The sequence below is a fragment of the Novosphingobium sp. BL-S-24 genome (genome assembly GCF_055521575.1).
On sequence record NZ_CM145488.1, the window covers coordinates 151475 to 171765 of the forward strand.

The window sequence follows — 20291 nt, forward strand, 5'->3', positions numbered from 1 at the left end:
CAAGCTCAGCGTGTAAGGCGGACGATCTGGTAGTATCCCAGCAGCCCGCGCCGGTGTTCCAGCATCAACCCCTGTTCGCGCGCGACATGGGCCGCGGCGTTGCCCAGGTCCAGGCGCGGGGTCACATGGAACAGGGCAAGCCACGCCCAAAGCGCTCGGCGCAAGGGCGAGGGAAGGCCTGCGCCATCCCCGAAATCGACCACGTGCAGCGATCCGCCCGGCGAGAGCACCTTCGCGGCTTGTGCCAGCGCCGCCTCACAGTCCGGCACCATCGAGAGGGTATAGGAAAGGACCACACGGTCGAACTCCTCAGGACCCAGCGTTTTTGCGGGATTGAAGCAAGTGGCATCGCCCAGCGCCAGCGTGCCGGAATGGCCCAGGCGCTTTCGGGCGGTGCGCAGCATTTCGCTGGATATGTCGAGGCCGTGGATGCGTACTCCGCGCCAGTGCCGGGCGATCAGCTGCAGGTTCCGCCCCGTGCCGCAGCCGATCTCCAGCACGGTCATACCCCGGCGCGCGCCGAGTTCCCCGATCAGACGATCGCGACCGAACAGATAATACTTGCGCGTCAGGTCGTAGATCGGCCGCTGCCAGCGATAGACCCGGTTCATCAGGGCTGCGTGGGACATCGTTGCCATGCGATCAGTCCTTCAACACGTAAAGATGGACGCCGCCGTAGATCGACGAACGATCCGCCAGGTTCGCCTCGTGCGATTCCGCCTCGCGATAGATCCAGCGATCGAGGGTCGTCTGCGCCACCCGTCCCGGCAGAAGGGTGGGCGCCGCCGCGGTGCGGAACAGGACGCGCGAGCCGGGCCGCGCCGTGCGTGTGATTTCTTCCCACAGGTCATTTAGCTGCGCGTCGGTCATCCAGTCCTGCGCGTCGAGCAGGACGTAGCGATCGAAACTTGCAGGCTCGCTTTCAGCAAGGACGTGCGTGAAGTTGGCGTGCCGCACGTCGAGCCGATCGAGCGCGGAGCGTACTTTCGGCAGGTTGGCCTCTTGCAGGTAAGGCGGCAGCGGCGCTTCTACCCCCTTGCCGTATCCGCGCGAAAAGGCCTGCCACGCAAAGTAGTTGTCGTTGACCGGAAAGTCGCATGCCAGCTTTTCCAAGCGGGCACGAAGGACCTCCGCCATGGTTTGCCCTCCAGCGAGGGCGTCGTACTGCGCGGGCGGAATCCCGAGGCCGAACAGAGACGCCGGATGCTTGGTCAGCCACCGCACCAGAGGCCGCTCGAACACCGGGGCAAGGCGCTCCTCGAATACGCGGCGCTGTTCTTCCAGCGTGCGCGCGTTGAGTATTTCCGCCGGGTCCACCCGATGCAGGCGGGCGATGACATGGGCGGCACCGATGAACCCGCCGAGCAACCCGTGGCGATAGACACCGCGCGCGAACGCCCCGATCCGTCGACGCCCGACGAGGTCGCGGCCCTCCCAGTACCGGCGCGTCGTATCGTCTAGATGCGGGGCCAGCACATCGCGATAGAGGGCCAGGTTCTCCGGCCGGTCGGCCTCGGCCACGAAGCGCCGCAGGTCTGCGTATTCCAAATGACGCACGGCCGCGTGCTTCAAGCGGTTGAGCGCGATGTGCGCCGTGTTCAGATCGACGACCGTGATGTGCGCGGGATCGGCGGTCAGGTATGACAGCGCATTGCACCCACCGCTGGCGATCGTGATGATGCGGCTGTCGGGCGTGATATTCAGCGCGGTCATGTCCGCCACCGGGTCTTCCCAGATCTGCGCGTAGACCAGCCCCTTGAAAGCAAGCGCGAAAGCCTTGTCCAGCAGGCGCGCCTTGCGGGACGTTTCTTCGCGAACGACAGCGCCTTCGATAAGGCGGGAACGGGAAGTGCTCATGCGCCGGGTTCCTTCGTAGGAGTTGAGGCGCAGATGGTCTGCTCAGGTGACCGGGTGATGACGCGGCGATGGCAGTTTATGACAGGCCAGATATGGCAGGGTCGCGATGAGGGACGTTTCTGCCGCAACGGATGCTCGGCAGTTGAGTTGTCACACAGCGGCCCTATATGCGCGTCTTTCTTTTGATGCCCTCCCGAAGGAGACAGGTTGGTGAGCAAGGTTCTGGTGATCGGCGCGGGCGGCGTCGGATCGGTCGCGGTCCACAAGATGGCGATGAATCCCGACATCTTCAGTGACATTCATCTCGCCAGCCGCACGGTGTCGAAGTGCGAGGCGATTGCGGATTCGGTCAAGCAGCGCACCGGCGTCACCATCGCCACCTACGCGATCGATGCCGACGATGTGGAGGCGACCTCCGCCCTCATTCGCCAGATCCAGCCCAAGCTGGTCGTCAACCTCGCGCTGCCATACCAGGATCTCGCGATCATGGACGCCTGTCTGGCGACGGGCACGCATTACATGGATACCGCGAACTACGAGCCGAAGGACGTCGCCAAGTTCGAGTATCACTGGCAATGGGCCTATCAGGACAAGTTCAAGCAGGCTGGCCTGATGGCGCTGCTGGGGTCCGGTTTCGATCCGGGCGTAACCAGCGTTTTCGCCATGTGGCTCAAGAAGCACAAGCTCAAGACCATCCGTACGCTCGACATTCTGGACTGCAACGGCGGGGATCATGGTCAGGCATTCGCCACCAACTTCAACCCGGAAATCAACATCCGCGAAGTGACCGCTCCCGCACGCCACTGGGAGAATGGGCAGTTCGTGGAAACCCCGGCGATGGGCAGGAAAATCGAATTCGACTTCGAAGCCGTCGGCCCCAAGAACATGTACATGATGTACCACGAGGAGTTGGAAAGCCTTGCCAGGTTCATCCCCGAAATGGAGCGTGCTCGCTTCTGGATGACGTTCGGCGACGCTTATATCCAGCACCTCACTGTGCTTCAGAACGTGGGCATGACGCGCATCGATCCGGTGACGTACAACGGCGTCGAGATCGTGCCGCTCCAGTTCCTCAAGGCTGTCCTGCCAGAGCCTGCCTCGCTTGGCCCGACGACCAAGGGCAAGACCAACATCGGCGATATCGCGACTGGTGAAGCGCTCGATGGTTCTGGCGAAAAGACGTTTTACATCAAGAACATATGCGATCATGAGAACGCCTATGCTGAAACCGGCAACCAGGCAGTAAGCTACACCACCGGCGTTCCGGCGATGATCGGCGCGGCGATGGTGCTGACCGGTGCATGGTCGGGCGAGGGCGTGTTCAACATGGAGCAGTTCGATCCCGATCCCTTCATGGACATGCTGAACAAGCATGGTCTGCCGTGGACCGTGGAAGAACTGGACGGACCTCTCGCGTTCTGATGGCGCATGCCCTGCGCCATCGGGCCGTGGTCGTGCTGGGGGCGCTGATGCTGAGCGCATGCGCTCCAGCCAGCGCTCCGCCAGCACCTAATGCGTATCCGGCCACGCAAGGGCAGCCTTACGCGCGAGACATGAGCGCTGCGGACAAACAAGCCTGCACAGCCAACGGTGGCACGGTCCAGCGGCGCGGCATGATCGGGATGGAGATGTGCGTCCATCCCTTCGCCGATGCGAACAAGACCTGCACGGACACTTCGCAGTGTCAGGGCAAATGCGTGGGCAGTGCCGGATCAAGCTCACCCGATGGTAAGGTATCTGGCCAATGCCAAGCCGATGACCGCCTGTTCGGATGCTATTCTGAAATCAGGAACGGAAAGTCCGCCTATGCCATCTGCGTGGATTGAACGACGATGAACTGGTCCTTTGCTGCCCCTGTCGCGCTGTTGGCCGGGTCCAACCTGTTCATGAACACGGCATGGTACCTGCACCTGAAAGTGCCGGGGAAAGCGCTTTGGGTCGCCATCGCCATGAGCTGGGGCATCGCTTTCTTCGAATACTGCCTGGCGGTGCCGGCCAACCGGATCGGCGCGCAGGTCTACTCTTTGGGCCAGCTCAAGGTCATGCAGGAAGCCTTTTCGCTGATGGGCTTCGTCGCCGTGGCGTGGGTCCTTTTCGGGCAGAAGCCGGGCGTGAACGAGTTGGTCGGTTTCAGCCTCGTCGGGGCAGGGGCATGGTTTATCTTCAAAGGTCCGCTGGGTTGATCCCGGGGCCGTTTCGGGACGCATAGAATGGAAACCAGAGCCGGCGATCCAGGCGCTTTCGCCAAGTTCGACCTTTCGCGGGTAGATAGCCCTTCGTTCGTGGTGGACGCCGCGAAGCTGCGCGAGAACCTGCGCGTCCTTGCCGACATCGGCGAGCGGTCCGGCGCCAAGGTGCTTTCTGCGCTCAAGGCGTTTTCGATGTGGTCTACCGCGCCTATCGTCGGCGAATACCTCGACGGTGTGTGCACCTCGGGCCTTTGGGAAGCGCGACTGGCCTCGGAGTTCTACGATGGGGAAATCGCGACCTACTGCGCCGCTTACAAGGAGGAGGACATGGACGAGATCCTGCGCCTCTCCGACCATGTTATCTTCAACTCACCCGCCCAGATCGAACGGTTCTGGCCATTTGTCGAAATGGCGCGGGCGCGGGGCGAGACGTTCGACATCGGGCTCCGCATCAATCCGCTTCACCCGGAAGGCGAAGTGCCGAAATACGATCCTTCCGCGCCCCATTCCCGGCTCGGCTTCCCGATCGACCAGTTGACGGAGGAGCATGTCGGCCTGATCGACGGTATCCACTTCCACAACTTGTGCGAACAGGATTTCGAGCCGCTCCACCGCACGTGGGATAAGGTTTTCGACTATCTCGAACCGTATTTCGACAACCTTAAATGGATCAATCTTGGCGGCGGGCATCACATTACTCGCGCCGATTACCAGCGCGATGAACTGGTTGAATTCCTTAGCGATATGGCGGAGGATACCGGCGCGCAGATATACATCGAACCGGGCGAGGCGGTGGCGCTGGACGCTGGCATTCTAGTCGGCACGGTGCTCGACGTCGGTTGGAACGGCATGCCGGTCGCGGTGGTGGACATCTCGGCGACGTGCCATATGCCCGATGTGATCGAAGCGCCCTATCGACCGGCGATGCTTGGCGAACTGCCGGTCGATGACGACGATCTGGTCGAGGAAGGGCAGGGCGGTGCAGTTCGGCTCGGCGGGCCATCTTGTCTCGCAGGCGACGTGATCGGCGATTATCGTTTTCCGGAAGCCGTAGAACCCGGCCTTCGTTTCGCGTTCCTCGATCAGGCGCATTATTCGATGGTGAAGACCACGACATTCAACGGGGTGCCGCTGCCGTCGATATGGTTATGGGACTCCGAAACGGATGGGCTCGAGTGCGTGCGACAGTTTTCCTACGAAGATTTCCGGGGGCGCCTGAGCTAAATTTAGACGCCGGGCGCGCCGCTGAGCGTAGGAAACGCCCGGTCAATCCCGGAATTTCGATTCGATTGGAGCCTTGTGCTCATTCGTGGAGTTGGCAGATGTGAAACGACAATGGACGACACCCGCCGTCCGCGTCACATCCGCAAGGACAACAACAATGCAAGTTGCTGATCTGAAACGGCAAAATTGTATGCGTGCACCTCTCCATCATCCTGCCCTGCACCCTATGTGACGTTTTTGTGAAGGGGTCCTGTTTTCACTTGCGATTCATGTCGCGGACCCTATATCCCGCCCCTCGCTGCCCCATGGGGACTTCCAAACCGCAAGGCAGCTCTTGTCGCTAACACACCGTTTGGGGGTCCCTTGAGTTGCACATTCACCTCGACGCACCGGCTGTAGCGCGCGCCTTCGCGCCCGACGAACCCGTTATCCTCAACCGTCCGCATGCGGCGGCTCGGGCTGCGCGATTCTTCGCGACGAAGTTTCCGGGCAAGTCGCTCTATGCCGTTAAGGCGAATCCGTCGCCCGATCTGATCCAGATTCTGTGGGACAACGGGATCACGCACTACGACGTCGCTTCCATCGCGGAAGTCCGGATGGTGCGCGCGACGCTTGCGGATGCGGTCCTGTGCTTCATGCATCCTGTGAAAACCGCGAGCGCCATTCGCGAGGCTTATTTCGAGCACGGCGTGCGGACCTTCAGCCTCGACACGATCGAGGAAGTCGAGAAGATCGTCGCTGCGACGACCGATGGCCATGGAAACCGTGCCCGCGACTTGCGGCTGTGCGTACGCCTGCGCGTGTCGTCCGAATATTCCGAGCTGAGCCTCGCGTCGAAGTTCGGAATCGACCTGGCTGATGCCGGCGAGCTGCTGCAGGCGACCCGTCAGGTGGCGGATTGGCTGGGCGTCTGCTTCCACGTCGGTTCGCAGGCTATGACGCCATTTGCCTATGTGCAGGCATTGGAACGCGCCCGTGCCGCCATCGCTGATGCGGGCGTCGTCATCGACATGATCGACGTCGGAGGCGGGTTTCCGTCGTCCTATCCGGGAATGGAGCCACCGCCGCTCGAAGATTATTTCGCGATCATCCATCGCCACTTCGAAGCCCTGCCGATTGCTTACAACGCCGAGCTGTGGTGCGAACCCGGCCGTGCGCTGTCGGCGGAGTACAATTCGCTGATCGTCAAGGTCGAGAAGCGCCGCGGGAATGAGCTGTACATCAACGATGGTGCTTACGGTGCCTTGTATGATGCCGCCCATGTCGCGTGGAGGTTCCCCGTCAAGGCGATCGCCCGCGAAGGTGAACGGTCGAGCGATCTGCAGGAGTTCTCGTTCTACGGTCCGACCTGCGACGATGCCGATTTCATGGAAGGGCCGTTCCTGCTTCCCACCGATATCAAAGCGGGTGACTGGATCGAAGTCGGCATGCTGGGCGCATATGGTGCCGCCATGCGGACCGCCTTCAACGGTTTCGGCGGTGGCGAGGTCGTCACGGTAGAGGATGAGCCGATGGCCAGCCTCTATCAGGGCCGCAAGGATCCGCGCGTATCGGACAATGTCGTCAGCCTGCGCTGATCGATCTGTATCACTTGTTCGAATGGCCCCCGGAGCTTCGGTTCCGGGGGTTTTTCGTAAGAAGGCAGACGATCTTAACGCATCGACGCTTAAACGCATGAAGCTGACGGGAATGGTGAAGAGGGTTTGTCGATGATTGCGCCTGCACGCCTGCGATTGCTCATGATCTGCATGGCCGTGCTGGCGTTTGCGCCCGTTCTGTTGGCCCCGGTGCCGGGTTTCGTCGATTTGCCTTCTCACATGGCGCGTCACCATGTCCTGGCCAACATCGGGCATGTCCCAGCGCTCGCGCAGCGGTTTGCGGTGGATTGGCAATGGATCGCCAACCTGGGTGTCGATCTGCCCTCGGTCCTGCTGACGCCTCTGTTGGGAAGCGAGCGGGCGACGCTGGCGATCGTTGCGCTGCTTGCGCCGCTGATGGTGGCCGGGATGTTCACGCTGTCAAGCGCCACACATGGCCGCGTCAGTGCCAGCGCTTTTATTGCTCTGCCGTTCGCCATGCATCAGGCATGGATGTGGGGATTCCTCAACTACTGCATGGGGACGGCGCTGGCGATCCTGACCGCCGCTTGGATCTATGCCCGTCGGCGGGAGGCCTGGTGGCAGCAAATGCTGCTGGCGTTTTTCGCGCTCACGGTCTGGACGGCGCACATGGCCAGCTGGGTCATTCTTCTTATCTTGGCGGCAGGCAACGAGTTGGGGGCGTTGAGCCATTGGCGCGATTTGGGCGGAGCTATCCGCCGCAACGTGGTATTGCTGGCCCCCGCCGTGCCTCTACTGCTGTGGCGATCGAGCGCGAGTGGTCCCGGCGCTGCGTTCTCATACGTCGATTTCCTGAACACCAAGGTCGTCGTGTTCGCCAGCGTGCTGCGCGGGACTGACAAGTCGGTAGACCTTGCACTTCTGGCGGCAGTCATTGTTGCCAGCGGCGTGGCGCTGTTGTGGGCCGGCGGCCGACGGCTTGAGCGGCGGCTGCTGATCAGCGGACTGCTATTGACCTTCGCCGCGATCGCCGCGCCCACTACCATCCTGAATGCATGGGGCACGGACTTGCGGACGGCTCCGATCGCTCTGATGGTGCTGGTCCTTTCCATCAGCCCCCCGACGCGAGCCGAGCGGGAGCGGGCGCTGATATTTGTCGGCTTGGCGCTGTTCCTGATCCGAGTTGGCACGGTCGCGCGAGACTGGGTCAGCCATGGGCGCGTTCTGGCCGAGCGGCTGACTATGCTCGATAGTGTTCCGCACGGAGCGACGCTCGGCTACCTCTGGGCCGCGCCGGCTTGCGGATTTCCTTGGCGCCTGCAACCGGACGAAAAACTTGGCAGCTATGCCGTGGTGCGTCGCGACGCTTACGCCAATACGCTGTTCATGGTCGATAACGCGAAGCTCATGACAATCCGCGAGGGAATGCTGGCATCGCGATGGAGCGGGGGCACGCAGGACGTCCCCCGGCTCTGTCCGCAAGACCAGCCTGACCTCACGCTATTGCAGCGCAAGGTCGCCGCGATGCGGTCGGACGGGTTTGACGTTGTCTGGATATCTGGCGTGCCTGCCGATCGGTTGCCGCCGCTGCCGGGCTTCACGGTCGCAAGACGGGCAGGCGGCGACGTTCTACTGCTCAGGCGCTGACGAACAGGTCCTTGTACTGCCTTGGCTGGCTGCGCAGGAACTGCGGCGCGGCCTTCACCTGAGCGCCAAGTGCCGCAGCCGCATGCCAGGGCCAGCGCGGATCATACAGCACCGTGCGCGCGATCGCGATCATGTCCGCGTCTCCAGTGGCGATGATCGCCTCTGCCTGTTCCGGCTCCGTAATCAGGCCGACAGCGATGACCGGGATCGACACGGCCTCCTTGACCTGACGGGCGAGGGGTACCTGATAGTTTGGGCCGACCGGGATCTTCTGGTCCACGGAAAGCCCGCCGGACGACACGTGGATGGCAGCCGCGCCACGGGCTTCCAGCGCCTTAGAGAATGCCACCGTCTGCTCGATGTCCCATCCGCCTTCGGCCCAATCGGTACCGGACAGGCGAACCGAAACCGGTTTGTGGGTTGGGAAAGCAGCGCGAACCGCATCGAACACCTCCAGCGGAAAGCGCATGCGGTTTTCGAGCGATCCGCCGTATTCGTCAGTCCGGTGGTTAGACAGCGGAGAGAGGAACTGGTGCAGCAGATAGCCGTGCGCCGCATGGATCTGCACGGCGTCGATGCCAAGCCGATCGGAGCGGCGGGCGGCCTCGGCGAACGCATCGCGGATGCGCGCCAATCCATCCGTGTCCAAAGCCAGCGGCGGGTTTTCGGTGGCTTCGAACGGCAGGTCCGAAGCGGAGAGCGTCTGCCAGCCGTTGGGGGCGTCGGGAGCAATCTGCGCGCCGCCATCCCAAGGCTTGGCGGTGCTGGCCTTGCGCCCCGCATGAGCCAGCTGGATTGCGATGGGCATATCCGACCATCGACGCACGCTTTTCAGAACATCGGCCATGGCAGCTTCGGTGCTGTCATCCCACAGGCCGACGTCAGCGTAGGAGATGCGCCCTTCCGGCGTCACCGCGCTGGCCTCGATCGTCAGCAGCGAGGCACCGGATTGTGCAAGGTTGCCAAGGTGCATTGCATGCCAGTCGGTCATGCGGCCGTCCTCGGCCGAATACTGGCACATCGGTGCGATGACGATGCGGTTGGCGAGGGTGAGATCACCCAGAGTGATCGGTTCGAAAAGCCTGGCCATCAATGTTCCTTAATCGAATGCGGTATGGCGAGCCGGGAAACCCGGTCTTCGTTATGGCGTGAACGTGGGAATGACGACGGTACGACAAAAGGGCTGCCGCATCGTGCGGAAGCCCTTTTCGATAGCGAATTTTGCAACTGCAGGCGCGGATCGCGTGCGTCGGATTTAGGCCGCCTGTCGCATTTCCAGACGATCCCAGATTTCCGCCAGCGCTTTCGTCAGATCGCGCATCATTTCTTCCGTGTGGGCCGGGCCGGGGGTGAAGCGTAAGCGCTCCGTCCCGCGGGGTACGGTAGGAAAGTTGATCGGCTGCACGTAAGCGCCGTATTCCGCCAGCAGGATATCGCTGATCTGCTTGGTGCGCACTGGATCGCCCACCATCAGCGGTACGATGTGCGTGGTTGAATCCATGACGGGCAACCCGGCATCACGGAACATCTGCTTCATCATCGCGGCAGACCGCTGCTGGCCTTCGCGTTCAGCGCTCGAACTCTTGAGATGACGCACCGATGCGAGAACACCCGCCACGAGGACCGGCGACAAGGATGTGGTGAAGATGAAACCCGGAGCGTAGGAACGGATGCAGTCGATCACTTTCTGATCCGCCGCGATATAGCCGCCCATCACGCCGAACGCCTTGCCCAGCGTCCCTTCGATGATGTTGATGCGATCCGCTGCCTCATCCCGGTCGGTAATGCCGCCGCCGCGCGGGCCGTACATGCCTACCGCGTGAACCTCGTCGATGTAGGTGAGGGCGTTGTACTTATCCGCCAGGTCGCAGATCGCGTGGATTGGCGCGACGTCACCATCCATGGAGTAAACGGATTCGAACGCGATCAGCTTGGGAACGCTTGCGTCGGTTTCACCCAACAGCTCCTCAAGATGCTCAAGATCGTTGTGCCGCCAGACCTTCTTTTCGCAGCCCGAGTTGCGGATGCCGGCGATCATGCTGGCGTGGTTCAATTCGTCGGAAAAGATCACGCAACCGGGCAGCAGCTTGGCGAGCGTCGACAGGGTGGCATCGTTTGACACGTAGCCCGAAGTGAACAGCAGCGCGCCCTGTTTGCCGTGCAGGTCGGCCAGTTCCTGTTCCAACTGGATATGATAGTGCGTGTTGCCGCCGATGTTGCGCGTACCGCCAGAACCCGCGCCGACATCATGCAGCGCCTCTTCCATCGCTTCGATCACTTTGGGATGCTGGCCCATCGCGAGATAATCGTTCGAGCACCAGACCGTGATCGGCTTTGGACCATTATGACCGGCAAAACATCGTGCGTTGGGATAGGCACCCTTGTTACGCAAAATATCGATGAATACGCGGTAGCGGCCCTCGGAATGAAGACGCTCGATCGCCTGGTCGAAAATGTGTTCGTAGTTCACGGTTGAGACTGTGTCCTGCGTTGCCTGTCCAGCCAGCGGTCCGGATAGCTTATCCGGCGGCCAATACCTTATCGCGTCGTTGATTGCCAGTCGCTTATGAGGCACGCCAATATTGATGTCGCCAGCACGAACAGTTCTTCACGGGGCGCATCAAAATCTCTCCACCTCATGCAATCCGTACTGCGCCAGCGTTGCGCGGTACGCGTCGGCCATTTGTGCTGATCCGGTGAATAGCGCCTTGTCATTGTTTTGGCGAGTGTATCGCTGACCGATAGTCAAACGCATGATCTGGCGCGCAATTCCTTCTGCGCCATGCACGAAGTTGACACCGGGGCCGAACGCCGTCGCCAGCTCGTCCTGAACCAACGGGAAGTGCGTGCAAGCGAGAACAACGGTATCGATCCGATCGCCGCCGGGCTGGCTGCGCAAGGCATCGGCGGCCCTCTGGATACTGCGCGGGTCGACCGCTTCGCCGCGAAGCTTGGCTTCGGCGGCCTCGACCAATCCCGGCGCGCCATGGCGAAGCAGGTGTTTGCCGGCGGCGAACTCGTGCTCCAGCCGATCGACATAAGCCTGCCGTATCGTCGCCTCAGTGCCGAGCAGCCCGATCACGCCGGTCCGGGTTATCGCGGCGGCAGGCTTTATGGCTGGGACAGTGCCGACGATAGGGACTTCCAGCACTTCACGCACCATGCCCAGCGCGATCGTGGATGCGGTATTACAGGCGATGCAGACCAGACGCGGTTTGAACCGTTCCGTCATCCGGCCTAGCAACCCCGCAACCCGCGCGGCGATCTGTGCTTCGGTCTTGGTGCCATAGGGAAGGCCGGCCGTATCTGCTGCGTAGATGATAGGTGCGTGTGGCAGGACCTTTCGCACTTCCTCGAGCACAGTGAGGCCGCCCACGCCCGAATCGAACAGCAGCACGGGCGACGACGGATCGATGTCGACCGGCGCTCGATCAGCGGCGCCTGCGATGTGCGGCGCGATCATGGTATCCGATGCCATCGTTTTTCCCTGGACCTTGCCGCCTGTTAACCGCGCAGGCGGGGATAGAGCAACGCAGAATGCGGCAAGCCGTCTTCTGCCCGGCGCGTGATGACGCTAAGGCACCGGATATGGAATGGATTCTCGCAGCTTTGCTTGGCTACGCCCTCGGTTCGGTGCCGTTCGGCCTTATCATCACGCGCCTGTTCGGTGCGGGCGATTTACGGTCGATTGGTTCGGGCAACATCGGGGCCACCAACGTCCTGCGCACAGGGCGCAAGGGGCTCGCGGCGGCCACTCTGCTGCTGGATCTGGCGAAGGGTCTGGCTGCCGTTTTGATCGCGGCGCAGGTATGGCCGGAAGGGGCTGTGGTCGCGGGACTGGGTGCCTTTCTGGGTCACTGCTTCCCCGTGTGGCTGGGCTTCAAGGGCGGCAAGGGCGTGGCGACAACCGCAGGGATCGCCTTCGGCCTCGCCTGGCCGGTCGGTCTGGCTTACGCGCTGACGTGGATAGGGCTGCTGGCCATGGTGCGCATCTCGTCGGTTGCAGGGATGACGGCTGCGGTGGTCGCTCCGATCGTCGCCGCTGTGCTCGGTAAGGGGCAGGCCGCTGTCGTACTGGCGGTCATCGCGGCCCTCGTCCTGTTCCAGCATCGTGAAAACATCGCTCGTCTGCGCGCAGGAACCGAGCCCCGAATCGGCAGCGGCAAGAAGGCATGAGTGCGGCGAAACTAACTGAGACAGGTCTGTCTCAGGAGGAAGCATTCGCCCGGATCAGGTTGCTGCGATCACCCAACGTCGGCCCGGTCACCTATCGCCAGTTGTTTGCCCGGTTCGGAAACGCCGTGGCCGCGATCGAGGCATTGCCGGGGATCGCCGGAAGATCTGGCCGCCCCTATGCCCCCGCGCCCGAACGCCGCATTCATGACGAGATCGCGGCGGTTCGCAGGGCCGGGGCGAAGTACCTTTTTCATGACATGCCGGACTACCCGTCGCTGCTGGCAGAGACCGAAGGCTCGCCGCCGATCCTTACTTTTCGCGGGGACGCCGCGCTCGCTGCTCGCCCATGCGTGGCGATGGTTGGCGCGCGCAACGCCTCCGCCGCCGCCATCCGGCTCGCCCGGGAAATCGCTCATGATCTGGCGGGGCAGGGCTGGACGATCGTCTCCGGGCTGGCGCGCGGCATCGATGGCGCGGCGCATCATGGCGCGTTGGCAGGCGGAGCCACGGTAGGCGTGATCGCCAGCGGCATCGACATCGCCTATCCGCCCGAGCATGCCGCGCTGCAGGAGGAGGTGGCGACGCGTGGCCTGCTGCTGGCCGAACAACCGCCCGGCACGGAGCCACTGGCCCGCCATTTTCCGACCCGCAACCGCATTATCTCGGGTCTGTGCGCCGGAACGCTGGTGGTCGAAGCAGCGCCGCGTTCCGGCTCGCTCATCACCGCTCGTCTGGCGGGCGAAATGGGGCGGGAAGTGATGGCCATCCCCGGCTCCCCGCTCGATCCTCGCTCCCACGGCTGCAACCAGCTGATCCGGGACGGTGCGATCCTGGTCCAGGGGGCCGCTGACGTGGTGGAGCTGTTGTCCGGCTTCGACGGTAGCGTGCGGTCAAGCCTGCGGGAAAGCACCGCTGGGTGGTTGATGCCGTTGGCTGCGGAATACGAGCCTCATGCAGACGGTCCCGCCAATATCGCAACCTTGCTGACCACCGCACCCATCGCCGTGGATGAACTCATCCGCCAATCCGGCGCTGGCACGGCCGCCGTTCAACTGGCGCTGCTGGAACTGGAACTGTCCGGCCAGCTTGTACGCCATGCGGGCGGCAGGGTCAGCCTCAGCTGATGCTTCTGCGCAGTTTTGCAATTTAGTGTTTCTCCATTCGCGCAAAGGGCTTGACGCCCGGCCAAACCCGGACCCACCCTGTACGTGTATGTATGCGTGCGCACACGCGTAGGGGCAGATCGAGTTAATAAATGCAGCTTGTCATCGTTGAATCGCCTGCAAAGGCAAAGACCATCGAAAAGTATCTCGGCAAGGACTACAAGGTCCTGGCCAGCTACGGCCACGTCCGCGATCTGCCGCCCAAGGACGGCTCTGTCCGCCCGGACGAGGAGTTCGCCATGGATTGGGAGCTTTACGGCGACAAGCAGCGGCAGGTCAAAGCCATCACTGATGCCGCCAAGGATGCGGACCGCCTGATCCTCGCCACCGACCCTGATCGCGAAGGGGAGGCAATTTCGTGGCACGTTCGCGAATTACTGGCCAAGCGCAAGGCGCTGCCCAAGGACGTTCAACGCGTCACGTTCAACGCGATCACCAAGGAAACCGTCACCAAGGCGATGACCCAGCCGCGTGAGCTGGATCAGGACCTGATCGACGCATACCTAGCGCGCCGTGCGTTGGATTACCTGTTCGGTTTTACCCTCTCGCCCGTGCTGTGGCGCAAGCTGCCGGGCGCGAAATCGGCGGGTCGCGTGCAGTCCGTTGCGCTGCGTCTTATCGTTGATCGCGAGCGTGAAATCGAAGCGTTTACGGCCCAGGAATACTGGTCCGTTGCTGCGATGATGGCGCACGACGGTACCGATTTCACCGCCAAGCTGGTGACGTTCGACGGTCAGAAGCTCGATCGCCTTAGCCTCGGCGACGAAGGCACCGCATTGCGCGCCAAGGCCGCCGTGGAGCAGGGCGCATTCAAGGTGGAGGCGGTCGAAACCAAACCGCACCGCCGCAACCCGCAGCCCCCGTTCACCACCTCCACCCTTCAGCAGGAGGCATCGCGCAAGCTGGGCTTTTCCGCCAGCCAGACCATGCGCGTCGCGCAGACCCTGTATGAAGCGGGCGCTATCACCTACATGCGTACCGATGGTGTGCAGATGGACCCAAGCGCCATTTCAGCGGCGCGCGCCGCAATCGCCGAACGCTTCTCCGGTCATTATGTCCCTGAAAAGCCACGTCATTACGAAACGAAGGCAAAGAACGCGCAGGAAGCGCATGAAGCCATTCGGCCAACCGACTTCACCAAGGATCGCTACGGGGCGGGTGACGAGGCACGCCTCTATGATCTGATCTTCAAGCGGGCCATGGCGAGCCAGATGGCGTCCGCCGCGCTGGAGCGTACTACCGTCACCCTACGCGACGGCACCGGCCGGAACGAACTGCGTGCGACCGGCACCGTCGTTAAATTCCCAGGTTTCTTGGCCGTTTACGAGGAAGGTCGCGATAACAAGGGGGATGACGATGAAGAGGCAGGCCTGCTGCCCTTCATGAAGGCCGGGGACATGCCGGCCAAGAAGGCTGTGAACGCCGAGCAGCACTTCACCCAGCCGCCCCCGCGCTTTTCGGAAGCAAGCTTGGTCAAGCGGCTTGAAGAACTTGGTATCGGCCGTCCGTCCACGTACGCGGCGACGATCCAGGTCATCAAGGACCGCAACTATGTACGGACTGAGAAAAACCGTTTTTTTGCAGAGGAATCCGGGCGTCTTCTGACATCGTTTCTGGAACGCTTCTTCGAACGTTATGTAGCGTACGACTTTACGGCCGGGATGGAAGACCAGCTTGATGACGTCTCCGGCGGGCGTGAAGTCTGGAAGGATCTCCTCGCAAAGTTCTGGCGTGATTTCAAACCGAAGTCGGATGAGGTGATGGAGAAGAAGCCTTCCGAAGTGACGGAAGCGCTTGACGAATTTCTGTCGGATTACCTCTTTCCGCCTAAAGCGGACGGCAGCGATCCGCGCCTTTGCCCCAAGTGCGAGCAGGGCCGCTTATCGTTGCGGGGAGGGCGGTATGGCGCGTTCGTGGCGTGCTCGAACTACCCCGAGTGCAAATTCACTCGCAAGTTCGCCCAGCCGGGTGGTTCGGCTGATGGCGCTGACGACGAGTCTCTCGGCAAGGACCCGGAAACGGGCCTCGACATCGTCCGCCGTTCAGGCCGCTTCGGGCCGTACATTCAGCTTGGTGAAGGCAAGGAAGCCAAGCGCGCATCGATCCCCAAGGACATCGACGAGCTCAATCTGGAATGGGCAATCAAGCTGTTGAGCCTGCCGCGTAACATCGGTGCTCATCCCGAAACTGGCAAGGATATCACCGCAAGCATAGGACGTTACGGGCCATACCTTGCTCATGATGGGAAGTATGGAAAGCTGCGTTCGACGGTTGAGGTGTTCGATACCGGCATGAACGCAGCGGTGTCTCTGCTGGCGGACGCGGCCAATCGTGGCGGCGCCGCTCGCACCAAGGCAGAGCCGATCAAGGTTCTTGGCGCACATCCCACCACCGGCGGTGAGATCAAGGTGATGGAGGGCCGTTATGGCCCCTATGTTTCGGACGGAACAACCAATGCCACCTTACCGCGCGACGTGAAGCCGGAAGACCTGACGGCAGAGCAGGCTATCGTTCTGATAGACGAGAAGGCTGCCAAGGGTCCGGCCAAAGGCAAGAAAAAGGCCGCGCCCAAAAAAGCAGCGGCCAAGAAAGCGCCTGCCAAGACAGCTGCGAAAAAGGCCCCGGCCAAGAAGGCGCCTGCCAAGAAAGCGGCCAAAGCGGAGGCTGCAGAATGAGCGACAAGGTAGCCAAGCACAAGCAGCCTTGGAAGCCCGAGGAACTCCAGAAGCTTCAGACCCTTGCTGGCAAGGGCAAGGGTCTGAAGGAGATCGCCAAAGCGCTCAATCGCACCGAAGAATCAACGAAGGACGCCGCGCGTCAGCACGGCATGAACATCGCCAAGGCCCGCTGAAAGTTCAGGCAGTCGAAATCGCGGGATTTTAGCGGCGTGGTCCGGTCGCTGGCACCGGCACCGACGGTTTGGGTGCACCTGGTGCTGGCATCGTCGGAGCTTGACCGGGCGCGTTGACTGTAGGTTCGCGAGAAACCGGCGGTCTGACCGGACGTACGCCAGTCTTGATCAATCGGGCGGCGATGGCATCTGCCGTGGCTTCCATTCCGGCCTTGTTGAGATGCCACTGCAGCCCTTCGCGGCCATCGTACCCGGCTGGCGATCCGATCATCCACGGGTCCCGATCGCACGGAGTGCGATTGGCGGAAGCAGTGTGCATGTCGATCACGTTCACGCCATGCCGTTGTACGACGCGCGCGGTGATTTCTGCCAGACGCTTGCCGATTTCGCGAACGATGGCGGCGTCGGTCTCGCTGACCGGAGTGGCGGGGCAGAGCGCGCCGGGTTTCGGCAGCGGAGTGAGGTACTGGACGAACACGATCCGCGCCTGCGGCGCCATCAGTTTAAGGCGACGGGCAATTTCGTTCAATTGCGCTTCGTCACGCACGTAATCTTCTTCGGTAGGAATGCGGACAGCCCCGCACGCGCGGTTCTTGGCGCCGGGCACCGCTACCAGCTTGGCGTTAAAGGCGCACGTCGCTGAGAACAGGTTTCCGATATACGACAGGTCATTGCCGCCGATCGTCACGGTCACGAGCCGCGTTTCAGGCGTGACGCTGATGATCTGCGGCGGGACCTCGCTCCAGGGACCAAGGACATGCTCGGTCGTGGCCCCGGAGCAGGTCCGGTCGATCAGGTCCATCCCGAACCGTTCCGCCAAGAGGGTGGGGTAATTGTTCATGCTCTGGCCGCAGCGGGCGGGCCAGCTTGGCTTGGCCGGCGGCAACTGAGGTCCCGCCGCGAAGGACGAGCCGATGGCGACGTAGCGTTTGCCAACCAGGCTTTCCTCGACCACCAGCGGTCGGACCGCCTCAGCAACGGGTGTAGTAGACGGGACCGAATTACGCTTCGGTTTTTCAGCGCGCGGTGGCTTTGAGCGCGACGCGGTGGTCTCAGGCTTGGGTTGTGCACCGAGCGGCGGGTGCAGCAACAGCGCTGCACATCCCAACGCCACGCCGATCGATGGTCTGAAACCGATGCCCATCACTTCACCCAATCGAGCCTGATTTCTTCGTAGATGTCCTTTGCCTCGGCCCAGTTTTCCTCGACCTTGACGTGGAGGAACAGGTGGACCTTCTGTCCTAGGACTTCGGCCAATTCGTTGCGCGCCGCCTCTCCGATAGCCTTGATCTTCGCGCCTCGCTTGCCGAGCACGATGGCCTTTTGCCCATCGCGGGCCACGACGATCTGCTGGCGGATTTCCACCGAGCCGTCCTTGCGCTGCGTATAGCTTTCGGGGCGAACGGCGGCATCGTACGGCAGCTCCTCATGGAGCTGGCGATAGATCTGCTCGCGCGTAATTTCGCAGGCAAGCAGCCGTTCGCTGGCATCGGACACCTGATCCTCGGGATAGTGCCAAGGTCCTTCGGGCATCAGCTTGGCCAGCCAGGATTTGAGTTGCGGCACGCCGTCACCCGTCAGGGCGGATACGAAAAACACTTCGTCGAAAGGGACTTCGGCGGTGAATTCCTGGGCCAGCTGGAGCAGCTTTTCCTTGGCACTCGCATCGACCTTGTTGAGCACCAGCAGCTTGCGTTCGGGTCGATCTCGCAAGGTTTCCAGCAGCGGCATCAATTCGTGGCGGCGCAGCTTTACGGCATCAACCACCAACAGGATGGCGTCGGCCTCCTGCGCGCCTTCCCAGGCGGCGGCGACCATCGCCCGGTCCAGGCGGCGGCGAGGTTCGAAAATACCGGGCGTATCGGCCAGGATGATCTGCGTTTCCTCCTCCAGTGCGATGCCCAGTAGGCGAGCACGGGTGGTCTGCGCCTTGGCTGAGGTGATGGCCACCTTCTGACCAACCAGCGCGTTCACCAGGGTCGATTTGCCCGCATTGGGCGCGCCGATCACGGCGACGAGACCGCACGATTGGGTCATCCGAACTTCCTCATGAATTCTGCGGCCGCCTGTGTCTCGGCGTCCTGCTTCGAATTGGCGGTGGCCTGCGCCGCGCCAACATTATGTACCGATACCTCAACCGTGAAGCGCGATGCGTGATCGGGCCCGGAACGATCGACCAGCTTGTATTCCGGCATGCGTCGACGATTTCCGGCAGTCCATTCCTGCAAGGCGGACTTGGGATGCTTGCGCTTGCCGGTCTTGCCCTGCAGCACATCACGCCAGAGGCCGAGCACCATGTCGCGCGCCACGTCGAAACCGCGCTCGGTAAAGCAAGCGCCGATCATGGCTTCCATGACGTCGCCCAGAATGTTCTCGGAATCCTCGCCCCCATCGTCGCGGGCCTGCTTGCCCAGGCGGATGTAGCCACCAAGGCCGATTTCGCGGGCGATGGTTGCGCACGTCGTTCGGCTGACAAGCGCGTTCAGCCGCTGCGAAAGGCGGCCTTCGGCTTCGTCGCTATGCCGGAACAGCCAGTCGGCCACCGACAGCCCGAGCACTCGGTCGCCGAGAAATTCAAGACGTTCGTAATTGCGTTTCTCTCCGGTGGACCCGTGAGTCAACGCGGACAGCCAGAGTCCTTCGTCCTCAGGCTCGTAGCCGGCGTGTTCGATCAGAAAGGCGCGTGTGGGCGCATCAAGCACTCAGATAATGCTCCCGATGCGGCTCCACCGCGCGGCGGTGAACCAGGTCCATGGCTTGATCCACTCGGACGAGCCATCGGTGGAGAACATCATGATCGCCGCTTTGCCCACAAGGTTTTCCTGCGGAACGATGCCGATCCCGCCGCCCTCGATGGCCGGGAAACGGCTGTCCATCGAGTTGTCGCGATTGTCACCCATGAGGAACATATGACCTTCAGGCACGATGAACACGCCGGTATCGTCCTGCGGGGTCTGACCCATGTCGAGCACTGTGTATGACTTGCCGCCTGGCAGCGTTTCGCGGAACTGGGGGTAGCGGCACACCGGTTTGTCGCCTTCCAGGCTTTCGAAGCCCGGGCCGCAATCGGTATTGGGGCTGACCGGAACGACGAAGTCCGCAGTCTTTACCTTGGGGATGGCCTTGCCGTTCAGAAATACCTGGCCGCTTTTCATCTGCACTTCATCGCCGGGAAGGCCGATGACGCGCTTGATGTAGTCCACGTCGTTGCCCGGCGGTGCCTTGAAGATCACAACGTCGCCGCGTTCGGGCTGGCTCGCGAAGATCCGCCCGGGGATCAACGGCACGCTGAACGGCAGCGAGTATTTCGAATAGCCATAGGACCACTTGGTGGCGAACAGGTAGTCGCCCGTCAGCAGCCTTGGCAGCATGGACTCGCTGGGGATGTTGAAGGGCGAGATGATGAAGCTGCGCAGGACCAACACGCCCAGCACGAGCCACAGCAGGAAGGAGAAAAAGTTCTCATCCTTCTTGACCGGCGGCGCCGTAGTCTTCGTGGCGGCATCGCCAGCTTCGATTTGCGTATCGCTCATGGATCGAACCCTTGCCCACGGGCGCATGCTCCCGTCAAGAGCGATCCCGACCAAGGTGAGACGACGACCGATAATTGCACAACTCGCGCTTG

Annotated in this window: 19 protein-coding genes; 10 read left to right on the top strand and 9 right to left on the bottom strand. The window is 62.1% G+C overall.

Annotated elements, in window-relative coordinates; translation table 11 throughout:
- Window positions 1–5: 5 nt before the first annotated feature.
- Both ACZ1JM_RS05940 and ACZ1JM_RS05945 read right to left on the bottom strand, forming a co-directional pair.
- Complete coding sequence (locus ACZ1JM_RS05940) at window positions 6–638, bottom strand: class I SAM-dependent methyltransferase (RefSeq protein ID WP_465133919.1); 633 nt, start codon at window positions 636–638, stop codon at window positions 6–8.
- 4 nt (window positions 639–642) lie between these two features.
- On the bottom strand, window positions 643–1857 hold the full coding sequence (locus ACZ1JM_RS05945; protein ID WP_465133920.1) for a BtaA family protein: 1215 nt from the start codon (window positions 1855–1857) through the stop codon (window positions 643–645).
- 210 nt (window positions 1858–2067) lie between these two features.
- Between ACZ1JM_RS05945 and ACZ1JM_RS05950 the strand changes: the two genes are divergently transcribed.
- From ACZ1JM_RS05950 to ACZ1JM_RS05975, 6 genes are all read left to right on the top strand, one after another.
- Window positions 2068–3279 (top strand): saccharopine dehydrogenase family protein, encoded by a 1212-nt coding sequence (locus ACZ1JM_RS05950; protein ID WP_465133921.1) that lies wholly within the window; start codon window positions 2068–2070, stop codon window positions 3277–3279.
- Window positions 3279–3683 (top strand): hypothetical protein, encoded by a 405-nt coding sequence (locus ACZ1JM_RS05955; protein ID WP_465133922.1) that lies wholly within the window; start codon window positions 3279–3281, stop codon window positions 3681–3683. The genes ACZ1JM_RS05950 and ACZ1JM_RS05955 overlap by 1 nt, the downstream gene beginning before the upstream one ends.
- Window positions 3684–3689: 6 nt before the next feature.
- On the top strand, window positions 3690–4040 hold the full coding sequence (locus ACZ1JM_RS05960; RefSeq protein WP_465133923.1) for a DMT family protein: 351 nt from the start codon (window positions 3690–3692) through the stop codon (window positions 4038–4040).
- A gap of 27 nt (window positions 4041–4067) precedes the next feature.
- Entirely contained in the window at window positions 4068–5270 is a 1203-nt protein-coding gene (locus ACZ1JM_RS05965; RefSeq protein WP_465133924.1) for a carboxynorspermidine decarboxylase, read from the top strand.
- A gap of 368 nt (window positions 5271–5638) precedes the next feature.
- Window positions 5639–6847, top strand: coding sequence for a type III PLP-dependent enzyme (locus ACZ1JM_RS05970; RefSeq protein ID WP_465133925.1), 1209 nt, complete (start codon window positions 5639–5641; stop codon window positions 6845–6847).
- Between the two features lie 132 nt (window positions 6848–6979).
- Complete coding sequence (locus tag ACZ1JM_RS05975; RefSeq protein ID WP_465133926.1) at window positions 6980–8476, top strand: hypothetical protein; 1497 nt, start codon at window positions 6980–6982, stop codon at window positions 8474–8476.
- Here the strand turns inward: ACZ1JM_RS05975 and ACZ1JM_RS05980 are convergent.
- The 3 genes from ACZ1JM_RS05980 to murI all read right to left on the bottom strand — a co-directional run bounded on the left by ACZ1JM_RS05980 (window position 8466) and on the right by murI (window position 11954).
- The gene (locus ACZ1JM_RS05980) at window positions 8466–9566 is read right to left on the bottom strand and encodes an NADH:flavin oxidoreductase/NADH oxidase (protein ID WP_465133927.1); all 1101 of its coding nucleotides are present in this window, start codon (window positions 9564–9566) and stop codon (window positions 8466–8468) included. The genes ACZ1JM_RS05975 and ACZ1JM_RS05980 overlap by 11 nt on opposite strands.
- Before the next feature lie 165 nt (window positions 9567–9731).
- Window positions 9732–10946 carry a 5-aminolevulinate synthase gene (gene hemA / locus ACZ1JM_RS05985; protein WP_465133928.1) on the bottom strand — a complete coding sequence of 405 codons (1215 nt, stop codon included), beginning with the start codon at window positions 10944–10946 and terminating at the stop codon, window positions 9732–9734.
- 150 nt (window positions 10947–11096) lie between these two features.
- The gene (gene murI, locus ACZ1JM_RS05990; RefSeq protein WP_465133929.1) at window positions 11097–11954 is read right to left on the bottom strand and encodes a glutamate racemase; all 858 of its coding nucleotides are present in this window, start codon (window positions 11952–11954) and stop codon (window positions 11097–11099) included.
- 110 nt (window positions 11955–12064) lie between these two features.
- On the opposite strand from murI, the gene plsY reads away from it, so the two are divergent.
- From plsY to ACZ1JM_RS06010, 4 genes are all read left to right on the top strand, one after another.
- Window positions 12065–12652, top strand: coding sequence for a glycerol-3-phosphate 1-O-acyltransferase PlsY (gene plsY / locus ACZ1JM_RS05995; protein ID WP_465133930.1), 588 nt, complete (start codon window positions 12065–12067; stop codon window positions 12650–12652).
- Window positions 12649–13776, top strand: a complete 1128-nt coding sequence (gene dprA / locus ACZ1JM_RS06000; RefSeq protein ID WP_465133931.1) for a DNA-processing protein DprA — start codon at window positions 12649–12651, stop codon at window positions 13774–13776. The genes plsY and dprA overlap by 4 nt, the downstream gene beginning before the upstream one ends.
- A gap of 131 nt (window positions 13777–13907) precedes the next feature.
- Entirely contained in the window at window positions 13908–16490 is a 2583-nt protein-coding gene (topA, locus tag ACZ1JM_RS06005; protein ID WP_465133932.1) for a type I DNA topoisomerase, read from the top strand.
- Window positions 16487–16666 (top strand): hypothetical protein, encoded by a 180-nt coding sequence (locus ACZ1JM_RS06010; protein ID WP_008828827.1) that lies wholly within the window; start codon window positions 16487–16489, stop codon window positions 16664–16666. Before topA ends, ACZ1JM_RS06010 begins: the two co-directional genes overlap by 4 nt.
- A 28-nt stretch (window positions 16667–16694) precedes the next feature.
- Here ACZ1JM_RS06010 and ACZ1JM_RS06015 read toward each other — a convergent pair whose 3' ends face one another.
- The 4 genes from ACZ1JM_RS06015 to lepB are packed head-to-tail and all read right to left on the bottom strand — an operon-like array spanning window position 16695 to window position 20199.
- Window positions 16695–17810, bottom strand: coding sequence for an SGNH/GDSL hydrolase family protein (locus ACZ1JM_RS06015; protein ID WP_465133933.1), 1116 nt, complete (start codon window positions 17808–17810; stop codon window positions 16695–16697).
- A complete protein-coding gene (gene era, locus ACZ1JM_RS06020; protein WP_465133934.1) occupies window positions 17810–18703 on the bottom strand; it encodes a GTPase Era in 894 nt (297 codons plus the stop codon). Before era ends, ACZ1JM_RS06015 begins: the two co-directional genes overlap by 1 nt.
- Entirely contained in the window at window positions 18700–19368 is a 669-nt protein-coding gene (gene rnc / locus ACZ1JM_RS06025) for a ribonuclease III (protein WP_465133935.1), read from the bottom strand. The genes era and rnc overlap by 4 nt, the downstream gene beginning before the upstream one ends.
- Window positions 19369–20199, bottom strand: a complete 831-nt coding sequence (gene lepB / locus ACZ1JM_RS06030; RefSeq protein WP_465133936.1) for a signal peptidase I — start codon at window positions 20197–20199, stop codon at window positions 19369–19371.
- Between the last annotated feature and the right edge of the window lie 92 nt (window positions 20200–20291).